Below are 17,595 nucleotides of genomic sequence, written 5' to 3'. Positions count from 1 at the left end.
GGTGGCGTTCAGGGCCAGAAGGTTTGTCTGTTCGGCGATGTCACCGATCAGTTTGGCGACGTCGCCGATTTTTTGCGCCGCATCGGCAAGGCCGGTCACGGTTTCATTGGTGCGGGTGGCTTCGTCATTGGCCTGGTTGGCGATATCGGCCGAACGCGCGATCTGCTGGGCGATTTCATCGGAGGAGGCGGTCAGTTCCTCGGTCGCGGCCGAGACGGTCTGAACATTGCCCGATGTTTGCGATGTGGCGGTTGCAACCGCACCGGACAGCTTGCTGTTCATTTCGGTCGCCGACTGCATGTTTGCCGTCGCCTTTTTCATATCGGCAATCGATGCTGATATGGACCGGATCAGCCCCTTTACGCGGCTTTCGAGACTGCCGGCCATGTCGAGGATATCCTGACGGCGTTTCTGTTCGGCATCTGCTTCCATCTGTTTCTGGCGGTCCTGCAATTGCAGGTTTTCATGCGCCTGTTTGCGGAAGGCAACAACGGTGCGCGCCATATCACCAACTTCGTCGGCGCGATCCTGACCTTCAATTTCACCTTTGAGATCACCATTGGCGATCTGGGTCATTCGACCCGATAGCTGGCCAAGGGCGGATGTTATGTTGCGGCCAATCGCCAAACCGGAAAGAACCAAAATCACGACGATAACAACACTGATGATGATTGCGGTCGTGGCTGCACTGCGAAAGGCGGTTTCAACATCATCAATGTAAATGCCGGTGCCAAAAATATCGCCCCACGGCAGAACCATGGCAAAAGAGAGCTTTTCAAACAGCACGTCTTTGGCTTCGCCGGGTTTGGGCCACATATAGGTAAAGAAGCCATCGGTGCGGGTTGCCTTGATCATATCCTGAATGATGAAGGCACCGGTCGGGTCCTGAATATTGTACATTTCCTTGCCGACCAGCGCGGGGTTGGCAGCATGCATCACGTTGCGACCGGTTTCGGTGTAGGAAAAGTAGTAGCCGATGTCACCGTCAAACCGGCCCGATGAAACGGATTTGTAGAAGGCGTCAATTGCCTGCTGCTGTTCGAGTTCGCCTGACTTGACGCGCGCCTGATAACCTTCGGCCATGCTATGGAGAAGTTCGGTCGTGGCACGGATTTTGTCCTTCCGGTCTTCGAGAAGGGTGTCTTTGAGTGTCATGAGCTGAACACTGGACGCGATGATCAGGCCGATCAGGGCGATTAGCGACAGTAGAGCCAGCTTGTATCCGATTTTGATGTTTTGCAGCATTTTATGCAGATCCGTTTTCAATTCGCACACGCGGCGACGTTGTTTCCGCTGATCAATCGGATCACCGGCATTTGATCATTAACATGATGATGTACGAATGTTTTTGATTTATCCCAATTTCACAAGGCTTTAGGCATATTGTTGCGGCGCTGACGGTTTCAAGATAACCCATAAGAAAAAAGGCCATCCGGGGAAAAACCGGATGGCCTTTTCGCAGTCATGATCCCGACAGATGCGCAGATCAGCCAAGATGCTCTTGCAGGAATTTCGTCGCCAGCATGATGCCTTCTTCGTCGATGCCGTGCTGAAGGCCGGGGCGTTCGTGCAGTTCGGTGTCAAAGCCGTTGGAGGTCAGGGTATCACGTGCCAGGCGTGATGCCTCGATCGGGACGACCGGATCAGCGGTGCCATGGACCAGCAAAACCGGCGGTCTGGTTTTGATCGCACTTGCAAAGGCTTCGTCGCCCAGAAGCGCGCCAGAGAAACCGACAACACCAGCCAGGGCCGGATCGCGGCGCGGGGCGGTTTGCAGGGCCATCATCGTGCCCTGCGAGAAGCCGATCAGCGCCAGTTTATCCGCCGGAAGGTCATGTTCGGCCAGAAGGGTGTCGATGAAGCGGTCGATATAGGCGGCATTTTTCGCCGCCCCCTCGGCCATGGCGCGCAGCGCGCCCGACATGGTTTCCGGCTGGCGACGGAAGAATTCCGGATCATATTCGGCCAGACTGAACCATTGCCGTCCGAACGGCGACATTTCGCATGGAAACGGGGCATTGGGCGAATAAAACGCGGTGTCGGGCAGGGCACGGGCAAAATGCGGTGCCAGCCCGATCAGGTCATTGCCATCGGCACCATAGCCATGCAGCAGGATCACGATGCTTTTGGTCGTGCCTGATGCGGCCGGCAGCATCGGGCCCTTCAATGCGGTTTCAGCGGTCATGTCAGATCAGATCCCTTTGTTTGTCTTTGTTCCTGATTAGCAATGCTGCGTGGCAACGGCCAGTCTTTTTATATCTGCTTATATCTGGCGATTTCCTGTGGCCGCAATTTGACCGCCCTGGGTTCCCCTAAATGATGCGAAAGATGATCGGTTTGCCAAGGATTGCATCAGGCCAAAGAGCAGGTCCGTCGGACAAATGCCGGATGGGTATGCATCTGGCATGTAAATGACGGAACAGGGGTGTGATCCGGGTTGTGATAGTGCCTGTGGATAACTTTGGGGGTAATTGGTTCGGTATAGTCAGAATTGATCAGGATTTCTGCTGTGAAAGTATGAAACTGCGTCGAGAGGCTATGCATTGGGATAGTATTTTGGACAGGAAACATGGCCAAATGGCCGAAAATTTTTTTATAAATTTATCGCAGTTTCACAGTCGTTTGAGGGGGATTGTGAAAAAACTGTGAACCGTCGTTCCACGCCAAACCGGAAATTTACCGATGCCGGGTACGCGCAAAAATCACCTAAAGGGTGAATAACCCGCGGAGGTTGTTCACGAATGTGGATTCTTTGATGCATAACAGTTCCAAAGGTGCCTTTTGCGCCGGTGCAAACTGTGTCACAAGAAGTCCTCCGGGTGATCCGGAATTCGCCCCATCCGATCAGACGATTTTCCGAGGCCCCGATGAGTTCCCCGACGAGTTCCCCAGTGAGCCGCACGCGTCGCTGGTTTGGCAAGGGGGATCGACGCGTTCTGGCGTTGACCCTGCCGATTATCCTTTCGAATGCTACCGTTCCGTTACTGGGCGCGGTTGATACCGCTGTGGTCGGCCATCTGGACAGTCCGCATTATATCGGGGCGGTTGCGGTCGGGGCGCTGATTTTTTCCTATGTGTTCTGGAGCTTTGGCTTTTTGCGCATGGCGACCACCGGGCTTGCCGCACAGGCCGATGGTCGGCGTGATCCCAACGGGGTCCGGGCGGTGTTCGCCCGTGCGGCCCTGATTGCGGTGACGGCGGGGCTTGCGGTTATGGTGCTGCAATGGCCGATCATCGAGCTTGCGATGGCGTTGATCCGGCCGACCGCAGCGGTCGAGGCGGCGGCACGGGATTATTTCCATGTGCGCATCTGGGCATCGCCCGCGACATTGATGCAGTACTGCATGCTGGGCTGGTTGCTGGCGATGCGTGATGCGCGCGCGGTGTTTATTTTTCAGGTGGTTCTCAACAGTCTGAACATGGTTCTGGATATCCTGTTTGTCCAAGGCTTTGGCTGGGACGTCAAGGGGGTGGCAGGGGCCACGGTGATTGCCGATTATTCCGGTGTGATGCTGGGCTGGTTTTTGATGCAGCCGCATTTAAAACGGCTTGGCGGAACGTGGCGCGGGATTGGTATTTTTGATCGAACCCAAATGGCGCGCCTGATGAAAATCAATGGCGATATCTTTGTGCGCACCATGGCGCTGACATCTGCCTTTGCAATTTTCACCAGTTTTTCCGCCCGCTTTGGCGAGGTGACACTGGCAGCGAATGCGGTTTTACAAAACTTCCTGATGTTTGGCTCGTTTGCGCTGGACGGGTTTGCCCATGCGGCGGAAACGCTTGTCGGGCAGGCCTATGGGGCGGAACGGCGCAAGCAGTTCCTTTGGGCGGTGCGCAAAACAACGATCTGGGCGATTGTATCGGCGGTGGTTATGGCGGCGATCTTTGGCCTTATGGGGCCGTGGATCATTGATGGCCTGACGTCGATCCCGGAAGTCCGCGATGCGTCATACAGCTATCTGTTATGGGCGGTGATGTTGCCGATTACCGGGGTGCTTGGTTTTCAGTTCGACGGGGTGTTTCTGGGTGCGATGCAGACCAAGCACTGGCGGAACATGATGCTGTTGTCGGTGGCGATCTATGCCGGGATGGCATGGGGGGCGGTGGTGGCAGACAGCAATCATCTGCTTTGGGCGTCGTTCAATGCGTTCTTCCTGCTGCGCGGGGTGACGCTGGCGGTGCTGTTCCCGACGATCATTCCTGCCCGCCGGGTTGCCACGGTTTAGGGCAGGGGTTCGCGTGTCCCTTATGCCTCTGGCACGGGCAGGGTGGTGCTGTTTTTGACTTCGTGCAGGGTGAAGCTTGATTTGATGTTGGCGACACCAGGCAGCTTCATCATGACGTCGGACAGGAAACGCTGATAGGCGGCCGGGTCCTGCACGACGATGCGCATCATGTAATCCTGATTGCCGACCATGGCATAGCAATCAACGATTTCCGGGTGGGATTGCACCGCGGTTTCAAAACGGCGCAGCGACGGTTCGTCATGCTGGGTCAGGGACACGGTGACAAAGACATTCACACCCAGACGCAGATGTGACGGGGCCAGCAGGGCGACATATTTGCGGATTACGCCGCTTTCTTCGAGCTTGCGCAGGCGGCGCAGGCAGGGGGACACGGAAAGACCGACCTTATCGGCCAGTTCGACCATCGAGATGCGCCCGTCTTCCTGAATCTCGCGAAGAATTTTGCGATCAATTGCGTCGAAACCGTTGCGCGCCATGGCGTGCCCCACTCCTTATACTCGATGGATATTATTGTGATCCGGGTTGATTTTGCCGCATTGCGGGCTTTGCATAAATTACCCGCCAGCGCAAAAATCATGCTGCGCGATAAGCCATGACTTCGCGTTCCTGTCAATCCTTGCGTGATCCGGGCGTGATGTTTTTACGGTAACAGATTGTGATTTCGAAGCCGGACCAAAAGACCCCGAAATTCCCGGTTGCCGGGCAGGGCAAAACAGTCTGGTTTGCAGTGCGAAAAGCGTTAGGACTTGCATGGAACAAATATCGGCGTTATGTCGTTCAAATCCTTGCATTGCTTTGCTTTGTTCGCACTTGCGGCGGAACTTATCGTTGCCGCGCGTGGTAATGACAGTGTAGTATAATCGTACCAATTTACGTATTTTTACGGTGGTTATTCTCCTGTCAGGAGCTGGGGGGTTGGGGTTTTGCCAACCTGCAGGACAAGAAAGGCATTACGTGGTGGACGCTGCGCAAGATACACCGGGATATAACCTAGTCTCGATTGGCGAGCATAAAATCAATATCCGTCCGGCGGTCAAGGATGACCTTGCCAATGTGGTCGCACTTGACGACCGCACAACGGGCCTTCGCAAGCCGGAATATTGGGATGACCTGTTCACCCGTTATGGCAATCGTAAGGATTCCCGGTTTTTCCTGATTGCCGAAGAAGGCGATACGTTGCTGGGCTGCATTTTCGGGGAAGTCCGGTCATGGGAATTCAACTCGGTCCCGTGCGGCTGGGTCGGCACTGTCAGTGTCGAGCCGAATTTGCGCATGGGCGGGATCGGCAGCATTCTTTACAAGGAAATCTGCCGCTGTTTCCGCAAGGCCGGTGTGACCAAGATCCGCACCATGATCCCGCGCGATGCGACCGACCTTATGTCGTTCTTCCGCGCGCAGGGTATGATGGCCGGACCCTTTATCCAGCTTGAAACCGATATGGACGAAGGGGTGTAACGCCATGATGTCTTTGCAAAAGGCGACCCTGTTTGCGCTGTATGCCGTGCTGGAACTGGCCGAGGATACCGACCGGCAGCTTTCGGCATCCGAAATCGCCGAGAGATACAATATTTCGACCAACCATCTGGCAAAGGTCCTGCGCGATCTGGGCCGGGCGGGGCTGGTTGAATCGGTCCGTGGGGCCGGTGGCGGTTATCGTTTCTGCGGCAATGCCAAGCGCACGACGTTGCTTGATGTTGTCAGGCTGTTTGAGGAGGTCGGTGCAGGCCCGACAAGCGGCATTGTGCAGGACACCAATGCTGGTGTCGCGCTGTCGCAGGTGATGGACGAGATAGAGGAAATCACCCATGCGACGCTTCTGTCGATTTCGATTGAAACCATGCTGAAACTGATGCGCAAGCGCCGCCCGGAAAAACCGCGGTCGACAGGATTGTTCCGCGCGGTATAAGCCGCCATTTAAGATAATCGCACCAAAATCAAAAGGCCGTCAGAGCAATCTGACGGCCTTTTTCGCATTCGATGAACCGGTAGGGATCAGCCTTCGCTGCCGGTCGTTTCGGCGTCCGCAGTTTCGGTTTTGGCGGCCTTTTTCGGGGCCGGTTTTTTGCGCGGACGACGCGCGGCTTTCGGTTTTTCTTCCTTGGCAGGCGCGTCATCAGCCACCGGTGCAGATGCAGGTTCCTGAGCCGGAGCTGGAGCCGGAGATGCAGCAGGAGCAGAAACGGCTGCTGCCTCGTCCTTGGGCTCTGCTGCCGGGCTTGCCTTTTTTGCGGTTGCCCGTGTGGTTCTGGTGCGGGTCGGTTTGGCGCGTGCGGTTTTCGCCGTACCCGTTTTTTCCGACGCGGATTTTTCAGCCGTTACTTTTTCGGCAGAGGCCTTTGACGGTGTTTTTCTGGCCGGTGCCTTTTTCTCGACCTCGTCGGCGCGCGGCTTGCCAAGGCTAGAGGCCGGGACCGGGGTCAGAAGGAAGGCCGGAACATGATCCGCAAAACCGATGACCGGCTTGTCGTCACGATCATGCCGGTCATGCCGGTCATAACGATCATCGCGATCACGACGCGACGCGGAACGGCCAGAAGAACGATCATTACGATCCTGACGTTCAGGACGGTTCGAACGTTCGTTGCGCGGTTTTGCGTCACGCTGCGGCGCGTTGTCACCCGGTTGCTGGGCCGGACGTGCGTCCTGCTGTTTTGTTTCCGGCGCGGCAGGGGCACTGGCCGCCTTGTTATCGCGTTCGGAACGGTTGTCGCGGTTATTGTTGCGCGCCGGACGATCATTGCGCGGGGATGCATCACGCTGCGGCGCCTTGCGGCTTTTCTTCACACGGCGTTTCTTGCCGGTGAAGTCGAGTTCAAGGGTTTCGATGCCTTCAAGCTCGGTCAGCGGAATATCCATGTTGATGGATTTGTTGATCGCAGCAACAAGTTTTCCGTCTTCGGGTACGGCCAGCATGAAGGCCTTGCCTGCGCGACCTGCACGACCGGTACGGCCGGTACGATGGACGTAATCCTCGGCGTTGAAGGGCACGTCGAAGTTAAAGACGTGCGAGACATCGGCAACGTCAATGCCGCGCGCGGCAACGTCCGAGCAGATCAGCAGGGTGATTTCGCCCGTTTTGAATTTATCAAGCGTTTCGGTGCGTTCGCTCTGGACCAGATCGCCATGCATGCGACCGGCATTGAAGCCGTGCTTGGTCAGCGATTTGAACAGGATATCGACGTCTTTTTTGCGGTTGCAGAACACAAAGGCGTTTTTGACGTCTTCCTGACGGACAAGTTTGCGAAGGGCTTCGCGTTTGTCCATTTCATCCATGACAAGGAGTTTATGTTCCACCGTGGTCGCCATGGTCGATGGCGGGGAAACGGTAATTTCCTTGGGATTGGAGAGGAATTTGTCGGCAAGGCGACGGATTTCCTTGGGCATGGTCGCCGAGAAGAAAAGCGTCTGGCGCTGCTTGGGCAGCATATTGACGATTTTTTCAATGTCGGGGATGAAGCCCATATCAAGCATGCGGTCGGCTTCGTCGATCACCAGCAGTTTGCAGTCTGACAGAAGCAGTTTGCCGCGTTCAAAGGTATCGATCAGGCGACCCGGGGTCGCGATAATGACGTCGGCACCTTTTTCAAGGATTTTCTGCTGTTCGACGAAGGATTCCCCGCCGATGATCAGTGCCTTGGACAGCGACATGTATTTGCCGTAGGTGTCGAAGTTTGCTGCTACCTGGGTCGCGAGTTCGCGGGTCGGTTCGAGAATGATCGAACGGGGCATCCGCATGCGCGCACGGCCATGATGCAGGATATCGAGCATCGGCAAGGTAAAGCTGGCTGTTTTGCCCGTACCTGTCTGTGCACAGCCCAGAATGTCACGTGCCATCAGGACGGACGGAATGGCCTGGCTCTGAATGGGGGTCGGGGTATCATAGCCGGCGTCTGCGACGGCTTTGAGGATATCTTCGCTCAGACCGAGATCGGCGAAATTCATATGGTTCGTTTTCCCGCAATAGAATGCGTTATGATGTGATTATCGCTGCGATAAAGCAGCTTGCGTCGTAAAGCGAAGCCTTAATTAAGTCAAGAAAAACGCCTCAAAAAAGGGTTAAAGAGGCAAATTAACCCGGTGCGAGAGGCTTGTTTGCCACAGACCGGAAGCGTAATCTGGTGAAATAGACAATGAAACGGGGAGAAAAACGGTGTTGATGGATGCATCACGTGCAAGTCTGGTGATTATCGATGTTCAGGAGAAACTCTATCCGGCGTGTCAGGACCCTGATCAGACCGTCGAGAATTGCTGCTTTCTTGTCAAATGCGCCAATCGTTTGAATGTTCCCGTCATTGTGACGGAACAATATCCCAAGGGGCTTGGCCATACGGCGGCCCCGATCCTTGATCTGGTGATGAAGGCATCCGATACGGTCGATGGTGGCAATGTCGTTTCCAAGGTCAGTTTTTCAAGTGTGCCGGCCGATGGGTTCATGGAAAAGATCGAAGAAACACCGGGCCGCGACCAGATCGTCATTGCCGGGATGGAAACCCATGTCTGTGTGCTTCAGACCGTGATGGAGCTTATTGATCGCGGGCGAGAGGTTTATGTGGTGGCCGATGCGGTGACATCGCGCAGCATGCATGACAAGATTTTCGGCCTGGAACGCATGCGCGATGCCGGGGCGAAAATCGTGACGCGGGAAAGCGTGATGTTTGAATGGCTGCGCGTGGCAGGAACCCCGGAATTCAAGGAACTGAGCGCACTGATTAAATGACGGCCAATCCCCATACGACCATTCCGGTTGTCTTTCTGTCGGGGATGCTGGCCGATCAGCGGATGTGGCAGCCGGTGATCGCGCGCATGGAGGCGCGTGGCCGGCGGGGTGTTGCCCCGGCGATCACGCCGATGATCCCGGCACTTGATACCAAGGACGATGTGCAGGCCATGGCAAGGGATGTCCTTGATCTGGTGCCGGATCGTTTTGTGTTGGTCGGGATGTCGATGGGCGGGTATGTCGCGTTTGAAATCCTGCGCATGGCGCGGGAACGGGTATCGCATCTGATGCTGGTCAATACGCGCGCGACGGCCGATGATCCGGTAATGCGTCGGCGCAGGCTTTTGCTTGCCCGGCTTTCGGGTGTGAACCTGCCGTTCAGGGGGGTGAATGACGCGATGCTTGATGACATGCTCCATCCCGATCATCGGCACAATAGCGAACTTGTCGGCCTGCTTTCGGATATGGCGGAAGATCTGGGCGAGGATGTTTTCAAGCGCCAGATCATAGCCGTTGCCAACCGCCCGGATAGCATGGCGTTGTTGCCGGAACTCGATATCCCCTGCACCGTGATGGTGGGGGAGGCTGATCGGGTGATCAGCCCGGCATCGCATCATGACATGGCGGCCCGCATTCCCGGTGCACGCATGATCGAGGTTGCCGGGGCAGGGCATTATGTGCCGCTGGAACAGCCCGATATATGCGCCGATGCGCTTTGTGCGCTAATTACCTAGGGCGTTGATGTTTTGGTGTCGGACGGGGTGAGTGTATCGCTCAGGACCATTTCGATGGTGTTTTCATTGGTCAGATACTGCGCATAGAGTTTTTCCAATGCGCCACTGCTGCGCTGTCTGGCGAGGTAGCTGTTAAAGTGCCGCATCAGGCGGGCATTGTCGGGGGTGGCGGGCAATATCAGGCGGTTGATCGTATTCATCAGTGATGTCGGGTGGATCGACAATGCGGCAATTTCATCATCGGTCAAATGGGCGATCTGTTTAAGCGATGCCTTTTGGGCATATCCGCAATAGATCAGCGCAACATCAACCCGCCCGGCAAGCAGCAGGGCAATTGACTGTCGAATTGAATTGAACCGGGTGATATCAAATCGACCGTCGCGCAGATGGCGGGCCAAGGGGCCATGCAGTTCAAGGCCGCGCGCGATGGAAACCTGAAGCCCGTCAAGGTCGGCGGCGGTTGTTATGTTCAGGTCGCGCTGCTTAAGGGTAAGGGCAAGAAGGCTTGTCGTGCTGATACCGTCCGAAAAGATAACGGTATTGCTTGCCGTGTTGCCGGGAATGCCGATGAAGCCCGCGCGATTGTTGCTGCTGTTTTCAAGCGCGCGTTTGAGCGGCAATTGCTGAAAGGACATATCGATCTGCTGAAGCTTGCTGAAATCACGCAGCAGATCGTATAGCGCGCCATTGGCATGGCCGTTAAGCTGATAGCTTTGCGGATAGAATTCCTGATCGGCAAGCACGGTCAGATGCAGGTCATCGGCACTGGTTGCATTGGCGGCATCGGGCGCAACATCGGGATGGCCATCACTGGCCTTTGCCCCCGCGCCAAAACCGGTGATTGCAACGGCGATGACAAGACCGGCACATGCCATGCGGAACAAGGATGGCCGGATCGATTGCCAGACGGACAGAATATGCGACGTCAAGTGTACCCTGTTTTTCATTTCAGGGTCGCCAGCCAGTGCCAGAGGCAACCAGATGGGCGCGCGCAATTTGCCGATACGTGCCATTTCTGGCAACGGTTATTCCCCATTCGAGTAGTCTTCCCTGTTTTTATCGGCACTTATTTTCATGCCTGAAACCTACCCTTCAGAGTAGTTGGCAACAGGGTGCCCGGAATAAAGGGCAAGAGCAAGCATGATAGGGGCAAAATTATACCAATTGCTATTTCGGGTTTAGCAACCGGCACGGAACATGCCGCAACGACGATCACTGTCATCGCGGATTTCGCGTGGGAAAAGCTGTGCGATGATGCTACCACCATTATTGGTAACCTGTTGTTCAAGATCAGCTTTTACGAAATTCGCACGCAGTTCCGAGATCGGTTTGTCGCCTGCGCAAAAGGCAATGCGTGTCGGGATTCTGGTTGTATCTGCGGGGTAGTCGGTAGCCTCGGGCGTGGTGCAGATTTTTTCACCCATCGTGGCTTGTGACGGGCTTACGACGACGACAACACGATACCCGTCGCGCAGGACCTGATTCGGGCCGAGTTGGGTGGCATCGGTGATGAAATCAAGGCGCGGGGGAAATCCGTGACCGGACAGGGCGGATGCCCATGTTTCGGGCGATACAGATGATTGCTTGTCGTGGACTTCGACCATCATGATCTGGTTTGGCGCACCGTAAACCTTGAAGGTCTGCACATCATTGACCTGATAGGTTGGCGGTTCAATCGTTGTGATGTTGCCACATCCCGCCAGCAGCAGGGCACTTCCCAAAATGCCCCCTGCAAGCACGCGCAAGGTGACACGCGGAGACAATCGTTTGGGCGCATTGAAAAGGATTCTCATGGGGGCTCCTTGCGGGTGCGGGGCGATAAAAGTCCGGTCTGCGACAAATTGATACAGATGCGACAAAACCTTGCGAAACTTTGCGGCTAGATTGGTGCCGGGATCAGTTCCGTCATAGTCAGCAATGAGGTTACAATTATGTCAGATGTCTCTGAAACGCAAATTTCGCGATGGCCGCACTGGTTTGTTCCGGCGCTACACTGGATCATGGCATTGTTGATGGCGGCCGCCTTTGGCATCGGTCAGGTCATGGAAGAAGTCCCGCGTGCCGAACGGGCTGAAATCATGGGATATCACGCGCTTGTTGGTATTTCGGTACTGGTCCTGTTCCTACCGCGGATTTTGGCGGTTTTGCGCCTGTCCCCACCAGCGGTACAGGACGATCCCCGTCTGGTTAAAATCATGGCGCGCATTGCGCATGGTTTGCTGTATCTGGCGATGATTGCGATGCCGGTCACCGGGCTTCTGGCGGTGATGACATCGGGACGCAATTTTCCAGTCGCCGGATTATTTTCCCTGCCGGATCTGGGGCGGATCGAATGGCTGCATGAAGGGGCCGAGGAAATTCACGAATTTTTCGTGCCAGTTCTGGTGACGCTGGTGGTGCTGCATGTGATTGCCGCCGTTTGGCACCATTATATCCGCCATGATGATGTGCTGGCGCGTTATGTGCCGTCATTGCGAAGGCGCGATTCCTGATCCTTTTTGATCGGCAAACCCGGTCAGAAAACGGATCGTCCGATGGCGCGGATCAGCATTTCAAGCGCCTTGATGCCGGCGGCGGAATTGCCGCGTGTATCAAGGCGCGGCGACCAGACACAGACGGAAAATTCACCGGGAATGACGCCGATGATGCCGCCGCCAACCCCGCTTTTGGCCGGGATGCCAACGGTAAAGGCAAAATCGCCCACCCCGTCATACATCCCGCAAGTCAGCATCAGGGCATTGATCCGGCTGGTTTCTTCGGGCGTGATCACGGTGCGACCATCAATGCCGACACCCTTGTTGGCAAGGAAGAAGGCCGCACGCGCCATTTCACGGGCCGTCATCGCGACCGAGCATTGCTTGAAATAGGCGCGCACGACGTCTTCGACCGGGTTGTCGAGCTTGCCGAAACTTTTCATCAGATAGGCAATCGCGCGGTTGCGATCCCCGTGCTGATCTTCGGACAGATAGACATCGTTATCGACGCGAATGCCGGGGTTGCCGCAAAGCTGACCAAGGAATTCGGCCACCGAACGATCCGGGTTGGCGTAGCGCGACGCGATCAGATCAGCAACACGGATCGCCCCGGCATTGATGAAGGGATTGCGCGGGATGCCGTGTTCCTGTTCGAGCAGGATCAGGGAATTGAAGGCCGAACCGGATGGTTCGCGCCGGACGGCTTTCCACAGATCATCACCATGCGCGCGCTGGGCCAGCACAAGGGCGAAGACCTTGGAAATGCTTTGGATGGAAAAGGGCAGGTCGGGCTGGCCAATGGCAAGTTCGTTTCCATCGGCGGTGCGCAGAACCATGGCAAAATGATCGTCGGGGACGCTGGCAAGGGCCGGGATATAGTCGACCTTGCGGGCGTCGGTAAAATCGGTCTGGTGGATCGCGTCCGAAATATCCTGGAGGATGGCGGCATAATTGTGGGTCATTATGTGTCCGCTTTGTTTATCAGGCTGTCAGGGACAAAAAACCCGGCGCAGGGCACCGGGTTTGATGATGAAGAATTTTAATCCGATCAGACGTCGATATCCTCGACAAAGCGGGCATGTTCCTGGATGAACTGGAAGCGGAGCTCCGGCTTTTTGCCCATCAGGCGATTGACCAGATCCTTGGTCTGGCCACGGGCATCGGGTTCGGCCGCATCGGGCAGGCAGACACGCAGCAATGTCCGCTTTTTCGGCGCCATTGTGGTTTCGCGAAGCTGCGGGGGCGGCATTTCACCCAGACCCTTAAATCGGGAAATCTCGACCTTGCCGCGGTTTTTGAATTCGGTATCGAGCAGGACCTCTTTTTCCGCGTCATCCATCGCATAGATGGACTTTCCGCCCTGTGTCAGGCGGTAAAGCGGCGGCATGGCAAGATACAGGTTACCGTTTTCAATAAGGCCGGTCATTTCCTGATAGAAGAAGGTCATCAGAAGCGATGCGATATGTGCGCCGTCGACGTCCGCATCGGTCATGATGATGATGCGTTCATAACGCAGATCGGCAAGCCGGAAATCGGACCCGGAACCGCAGCCAAAGGCTTCGATCATGTCCTTGATTTCCTGGTTGGCCATCATCTTTTCACGCGTCGCGGACGCCACGTTAAGGATTTTACCGCGCAGCGGCAGAACGGCCTGTGTTTCACGGTCACGTGCCTGTTTGGCAGAACCACCTGCCGAGTCACCTTCGACAAGGAAGATTTCGGTGCCGGCGGCGATGGAACGTGAACAGTCGGCCAGCTTGCCCGGAAGGCGCAGGCGGCGGGTTGCCGACTGGCGTTTGGTTTCTTTCTTTTCCTTGCGGCGCTGGCGTTCTTCGGCGCGCAGGATGATGCGTTCAAGCAGGCGTTTGGCATTTTCGGTATCACCGGTCAGCCAGTGATCGAAATGGTCGCGAACCGCGGTTTCAACCAGCTTGGTTGCCGATGCGGTGCCAAGCTTTTCCTTGGTCTGGCCCTGGAACTGCGGATCGGGAATAAAGACCGATAGCATGATGCAGCCACCGCCAAAGACGTCCTCGGCGGTGATGGCAGCGGCCTTTTTCTGACCGACCATGTCGCCATAAGTCTTGATCGCCTTGGTCAGGGCATAGCGGAAACCGGCCTCGTGCGTGCCGCCAAGCGGGGTCGGGACGGTGTTACAATAGGAATGGAAGTACCCTTCGCCGCCGTCCGGCCATGCAATTGCCCATTCAACGCGACCGGCACTTTCGGAAAACTTGGCTTCGCCGGCGAACGGACGTTCGGTGATCAGATCACGACCTTCGATGGTCATGTTCAGGTAATCGAGAATCCCGTTGGGGAATTTCAGGACTTCGCTTTGCGGCGTCGGATCGTCACTGGTCAGCAATTCCGGATCGACCGACCAGCGGATTTCAACACCCTTGAACAGATAGGCCTTGGACCGCGCCATACGGAAGATCGTGGCGGGTTTCAGTTTGGCCCGGTTGCCGAAAATTTCGGGATCGGGGCGGAAGATGACCGTGGTGCCGCGGCGGTTATTGACCGCACCGCCATCCTGAAGCGGACCGAGCGGGGTGCCTTTGGAATATTCCTGAAACACCAGTTTGCGGTCGCGTGCGACTTCGACACGGAATTTGTCGGTCAGCGCGTTCACCACCGACATGCCCACCCCGTGCAGACCGCCGGAGGTTTCATACGCCTTGCCCGAAAACTTGCCGCCCGAATGAAGCGTGGTCAGGATGACTTCGAGGGCCGATTTATCGGGGAATTTCGGATGCGGATCGGTCGGGATACCACGGCCGTTATCACGCACCATGACGGTGTTGTCGGTTCTGAGTTCCAGCTCGATCCAGTCGGCATGGCCGGCGACGGCCTCGTCCATCGAGTTATCGAGGATTTCGGCAACCAGGTGATGCAGTGCGGCATCGTCCGTGCCCCCGATATACATACCGGGACGGCGGCGCACAGGCTCCAGGCCTTCGAGAACTTCGATATCCTTGGCGGAATAGGCGTTTGTGGTCGATTGGTTTGAATCTTCGAAAAGGTCGGTCATGCCCCGGAACGCAACTTCTTTATTATGTTAAAACAAGGTCCAACGACGCATATCTGTTGATTGATTTTACGGGGTTGGATGCCTTTAGGCTTAACGAGTATCATATGTTTTCAGATGCGACCCATAAAAATGTTTTTTGGGCGTGAATGCAAGCAGTGGTCTTGCCAGAGATCATAATTTCGTTGTGGCAGCGCAGAAAACGGTGCCAGACTTGTCGCGAAAACCGAGACCGTCAGGTCCAATAAAAATACCGGCTCAGACAGGAGTAAGCCCGATGGCGAATGAGAGTGAGATCACACACGGTACCGACAACAGCATGCCGCGCGGCGACATGTGCACCCGAACCCTTGCCATGCCCGCCGACACCAACCCGAGCGGCGATATTTTCGGCGGCTGGCTGATGTCGCAGATGGACATCGCGGGCGGTGTGATGGCAAGCCAGATCGCCGAGGGACGCGTTGCCACGGTGGCGGTGGATGGCATGACGTTCCATCGCCCGGTCTATGTCGGGGATGTGGTGTGCGTGTATGGCGATATCGAACGGATCGGCAATACATCGATGGTGCTGCATCTTGAAAGCTGGGTGCTGCGCAAAAACCAGCCGCCGCGCATCAAGGTGACAGAGGCAACCTTTACCTTTGTCGCGATTGACGCCGAAGGCCGCCCGCGCCCGGTGCGCAAGGATGAGGTTGCGGTCTGAGTTTGCCTGCCAACAGTTTCAGGAGTCCTGCTTTGGCGCATCCCATCCGAAACGTGCTTTTGTGATTACGATGCTGTCAGGCAGGACTTTAAGTCGGAAACTGGTGCAGCGGCGCGTCGTCCCATAACTGCATTTCAATGAATGGCTGCCGCCCGGACTGCGTAGAGGAAAAGTTTGTCGGCATGCCCCAATTTTGAACGGCCTCTTTCAAACTTTTCAGTGTGAACAGCTTTCTGGGGAAAGGTGGCGATTGTTCGTCGCCAGCGTTCGTGTTTTCGAAGCAGCTCATGCTGTCTGAGTAGGTGAAGGTAACAACATCTTCTGGAAAGGTGTCCAAACGCATTCGAAGCGATTTGGGGCGCAACGGGTCCTTGCCGTCTGCAAAATCACCGACAAAAAAATAGATTGGCGTCTTTCGATTTGTTGATCCAATCAGTTTGTGACGTTCAGATCGCAACCATTCTTCTACTTTGAAACGACGATCAAGATAGTTTGCCTTAAGTCTTGATTGGTGGGCTTTACGTATTTCCTGAAGAATGAGTTCAGCTTCTGATCTTGGTAAATCGCAGATGTTCTGGAAACGGCCCCTGATGGGATCGTAATTATGTGTCACGATATCAGGAAGGCCGTTTTGTGTTCTCATTGCCGAGACTTAATCCATTACCAGCATGCCTTTGCCACGCGGACAAAGTTTTCACCCATGATTTTATCAACGTCGTCGGGTTTGTAGCCTCCGGCGATCAGGGCGTCGGCAAGGGCGGGGAGTTTTTTCGGATCAAACACGGCGGCACCACCGGCACCGGGGCCATAGCCGCGTTCGGCGGGCCAGTAAAAGGCGCGGTCAACGCCATCGGGGAAGTCGTTGGTGCCCGCGACACTGGGCATCGTATCAAGGCCGATGCCGACATGGTCCACACCGACCAGTTTTACCGCATAGTCGATATGGCGGATCATGTCAGGGACTTCGGGCGCGTTGGGTGATTTGATGAAGCGCTGGAAGCCGCAAATGCCGATCACCCCGCCGGTATCGGCACAGGCCTTGATCTGTTCATCATCGATGCAGCGTTCATGCCCGCCAAGCACCTTGGGGTTGGCGTGGCTGAAGACGACCGGTTTGGTTGATGCCCGCATGATATCAAGGCTGCTTTGACGGCCGGTGTGTGAGCAATCCATGATCATGCCGCCGTTATTAACAGCCCGGACCATGGCATGGCCCAGCGAAGTCAGCGGGATATCATCATCATGACAGCCACCGGCCACCGAATTGTTGCGGTTATAGGCAAAGTGGATCTGCTTGACACCCAGTTTGGCAAAGACCGGGACCATTTCGGGCATGTCCTGCAACATGACCGAGCCTTCGAGGTCGAAACCAACCCCCAGCAAGCCCTTTGATTTGGCGATTGCCAGATCATCAAAACGTTCGATCTGCATGTATTTATCGGGGTGGGCGGCGATTTTGGCCCGGAAGGCGGCAATCACGCGCAGGATATGGGCAACGGAATTCATATCCATGCCGACATTGACGCAGACATAGTCAACATCACCCGCGACATAGTTATCAAGCAGGCTGATCGGTGTTTTGGGATCAAGCGGCAGACAGGCATGCGCATCCCACGTGAAAGCGGGGCGATGGCGTGACGGGGTGGCGGTGGTATGCGGGGCGGTGGTGACGTTCATGATGTCCCTTGT

General features: G+C 55.8%; 17 protein-coding genes. 7 read left to right on the top strand and 10 right to left on the bottom strand.

Annotation, left to right across the window (positions count from 1 at the left end):
* Nucleotides 1-1,245 (bottom strand): cache domain-containing protein (locus tag SMB34_RS04005; RefSeq protein ID WP_037987808.1); only part of this gene is annotated, 1,245 nt, incomplete at its 3' end.
* Nucleotides 1,246-1,486: 241 nt separating this feature from the next.
* The gene (locus SMB34_RS04000) at nt 1,487-2,185 is read right to left on the bottom strand and encodes an alpha/beta hydrolase (protein WP_037987757.1); all 699 of its coding nucleotides are present in this window, start codon (nt 2,183-2,185) and stop codon (nt 1,487-1,489) included.
* 706 nt (nt 2,186-2,891) lie between these two features.
* Here SMB34_RS04000 and SMB34_RS03995 point away from each other — a divergent pair.
* A complete protein-coding gene (locus tag SMB34_RS03995; protein ID WP_037987756.1) occupies nt 2,892-4,229 on the top strand; it encodes an MATE family efflux transporter in 1,338 nt (445 codons plus the stop codon).
* 20 nt (nt 4,230-4,249) lie between these two features.
* On the opposite strand, the gene SMB34_RS03990 is transcribed toward SMB34_RS03995, so the two are convergent.
* Nucleotides 4,250-4,726: an Lrp/AsnC family transcriptional regulator gene (locus tag SMB34_RS03990; protein ID WP_007091953.1), complete on the bottom strand. Its 477-nt coding sequence runs from the start codon at nt 4,724-4,726 to the stop codon at nt 4,250-4,252.
* 481 nt (nt 4,727-5,207) lie between these two features.
* On the opposite strand from SMB34_RS03990, the gene SMB34_RS03985 reads away from it, so the two are divergent.
* Together SMB34_RS03985 and SMB34_RS03980 are read left to right on the top strand one after the other, a co-directional pair.
* Nucleotides 5,208-5,705 (top strand): GNAT family N-acetyltransferase, encoded by a 498-nt coding sequence (locus tag SMB34_RS03985; protein WP_223305055.1) that lies wholly within the window; start codon nt 5,208-5,210, stop codon nt 5,703-5,705.
* 4 nt (nt 5,706-5,709) lie between these two features.
* Nucleotides 5,710-6,156 carry an Rrf2 family transcriptional regulator gene (locus SMB34_RS03980; protein WP_007091951.1) on the top strand — a complete coding sequence of 149 codons (447 nt, stop codon included), beginning with the start codon at nt 5,710-5,712 and terminating at the stop codon, nt 6,154-6,156.
* Between the two features lie 86 nt (nt 6,157-6,242).
* Here SMB34_RS03980 and SMB34_RS03975 read toward each other — a convergent pair whose 3' ends face one another.
* Nucleotides 6,243-8,192, bottom strand: coding sequence for a DEAD/DEAH box helicase (locus SMB34_RS03975; RefSeq protein WP_037987755.1), 1,950 nt, complete (start codon nt 8,190-8,192; stop codon nt 6,243-6,245).
* A gap of 214 nt (nt 8,193-8,406) precedes the next feature.
* Between SMB34_RS03975 and SMB34_RS03970 the strand changes: the two genes are divergently transcribed.
* Nucleotides 8,407-8,967 (top strand): hydrolase, encoded by a 561-nt coding sequence (locus SMB34_RS03970; RefSeq protein WP_007091949.1) that lies wholly within the window; start codon nt 8,407-8,409, stop codon nt 8,965-8,967.
* Nucleotides 8,964-9,701: an alpha/beta fold hydrolase gene (locus tag SMB34_RS03965; protein WP_037987753.1), complete on the top strand. Its 738-nt coding sequence runs from the start codon at nt 8,964-8,966 to the stop codon at nt 9,699-9,701. Before SMB34_RS03970 ends, SMB34_RS03965 begins: the two co-directional genes overlap by 4 nt.
* Here the strand turns inward: SMB34_RS03965 and SMB34_RS03960 are convergent.
* Together SMB34_RS03960 and SMB34_RS03955 are read right to left on the bottom strand one after the other, a co-directional pair.
* Nucleotides 9,698-10,714: a substrate-binding periplasmic protein gene (locus tag SMB34_RS03960; protein WP_037987752.1), complete on the bottom strand. Its 1,017-nt coding sequence runs from the start codon at nt 10,712-10,714 to the stop codon at nt 9,698-9,700. The two genes, SMB34_RS03965 and SMB34_RS03960, sit on opposite strands and share 4 nt — an antisense overlap.
* Nucleotides 10,715-10,879: 165 nt before the next feature.
* Complete coding sequence (locus SMB34_RS03955; protein WP_037987751.1) at nt 10,880-11,494, bottom strand: hypothetical protein; 615 nt, start codon at nt 11,492-11,494, stop codon at nt 10,880-10,882.
* A 138-nt stretch (nt 11,495-11,632) separates the two neighbouring features.
* On the opposite strand from SMB34_RS03955, the gene SMB34_RS03950 reads away from it, so the two are divergent.
* Nucleotides 11,633-12,193, top strand: coding sequence for a cytochrome b (locus SMB34_RS03950; protein ID WP_084716484.1), 561 nt, complete (start codon nt 11,633-11,635; stop codon nt 12,191-12,193).
* Nucleotides 12,194-12,216: 23 nt separating this feature from the next.
* On the opposite strand, the gene SMB34_RS03945 is transcribed toward SMB34_RS03950, so the two are convergent.
* A complete protein-coding gene (locus SMB34_RS03945; protein ID WP_037987750.1) occupies nt 12,217-13,137 on the bottom strand; it encodes a glutaminase in 921 nt (306 codons plus the stop codon).
* A gap of 86 nt (nt 13,138-13,223) precedes the next feature.
* The gene (parE, locus tag SMB34_RS03940) at nt 13,224-15,206 is read right to left on the bottom strand and encodes a DNA topoisomerase IV subunit B (protein WP_037987749.1); all 1,983 of its coding nucleotides are present in this window, start codon (nt 15,204-15,206) and stop codon (nt 13,224-13,226) included.
* 274 nt (nt 15,207-15,480) lie between these two features.
* On the opposite strand from parE, the gene SMB34_RS03935 reads away from it, so the two are divergent.
* Nucleotides 15,481-15,906: an acyl-CoA thioesterase gene (locus SMB34_RS03935; protein ID WP_007091942.1), complete on the top strand. Its 426-nt coding sequence runs from the start codon at nt 15,481-15,483 to the stop codon at nt 15,904-15,906.
* An 88-nt stretch (nt 15,907-15,994) separates the two neighbouring features.
* Here the strand turns inward: SMB34_RS03935 and SMB34_RS03930 are convergent, their stop codons facing one another.
* A complete protein-coding gene (locus SMB34_RS03930) occupies nt 15,995-16,549 on the bottom strand; it encodes a hypothetical protein (RefSeq protein ID WP_037987748.1) in 555 nt (184 codons plus the stop codon).
* 17 nt (nt 16,550-16,566) lie between these two features.
* Complete coding sequence (locus SMB34_RS03925; RefSeq protein ID WP_051682107.1) at nt 16,567-17,583, bottom strand: dipeptidase; 1,017 nt, start codon at nt 17,581-17,583, stop codon at nt 16,567-16,569.
* Between the last annotated feature and the right edge of the window lie 12 nt (nt 17,584-17,595).

Source organism: Thalassospira permensis NBRC 106175 (assembly GCF_000714555.1).
Taxonomy (GTDB): Bacteria; Pseudomonadota; Alphaproteobacteria; order Rhodospirillales; family Thalassospiraceae; genus Thalassospira; species Thalassospira xiamenensis.
The sequence above is the reverse complement of the archived record's forward strand: the minus strand, read 5'-3'. Positions and strand labels throughout refer to the sequence as shown.

Bases quoted from the DNA above. Each gene is read 5' to 3' on its own strand.
- SMB34_RS03990 (WP_007091953.1), bottom strand. From the start codon at position 4,726: ATGGCGCGCAACGGTTTCGACGCAATTGATCGCAAAATTCTTCGCGAG.
- SMB34_RS04000 (WP_037987757.1), bottom strand. From the start codon at position 2,185: ATGACCGCTGAAACCGCATTGAAGGGCCCGATGCTGCCGGCCGCATCA.
- SMB34_RS03945 (WP_037987750.1), bottom strand. From the start codon at position 13,137: ATGACCCACAATTATGCCGCCATCCTCCAGGATATTTCGGACGCGATC.
- SMB34_RS03930 (WP_037987748.1), bottom strand. From the start codon at position 16,549: ATGAGAACACAAAACGGCCTTCCTGATATCGTGACACATAATTACGAT.
- SMB34_RS03970 (WP_007091949.1), top strand. From the start codon at position 8,407: ATGGATGCATCACGTGCAAGTCTGGTGATTATCGATGTTCAGGAGAAA.
- SMB34_RS03960 (WP_037987752.1), bottom strand. From the start codon at position 10,714: ATGGCACGTATCGGCAAATTGCGCGCGCCCATCTGGTTGCCTCTGGCA.
- SMB34_RS03975 (WP_037987755.1), bottom strand. From the start codon at position 8,192: ATGAATTTCGCCGATCTCGGTCTGAGCGAAGATATCCTCAAAGCCGTC.
- SMB34_RS03965 (WP_037987753.1), top strand. From the start codon at position 8,964: ATGACGGCCAATCCCCATACGACCATTCCGGTTGTCTTTCTGTCGGGG.
- SMB34_RS03980 (WP_007091951.1), top strand. From the start codon at position 5,710: ATGATGTCTTTGCAAAAGGCGACCCTGTTTGCGCTGTATGCCGTGCTG.
- SMB34_RS03955 (WP_037987751.1), bottom strand. From the start codon at position 11,494: ATGAGAATCCTTTTCAATGCGCCCAAACGATTGTCTCCGCGTGTCACC.
- SMB34_RS03935 (WP_007091942.1), top strand. From the start codon at position 15,481: ATGGCGAATGAGAGTGAGATCACACACGGTACCGACAACAGCATGCCG.
- SMB34_RS03950 (WP_084716484.1), top strand. From the start codon at position 11,633: ATGTCAGATGTCTCTGAAACGCAAATTTCGCGATGGCCGCACTGGTTT.
- parE (WP_037987749.1), bottom strand. From the start codon at position 15,206: ATGACCGACCTTTTCGAAGATTCAAACCAATCGACCACAAACGCCTAT.
- SMB34_RS03925 (WP_051682107.1), bottom strand. From the start codon at position 17,583: ATGAACGTCACCACCGCCCCGCATACCACCGCCACCCCGTCACGCCAT.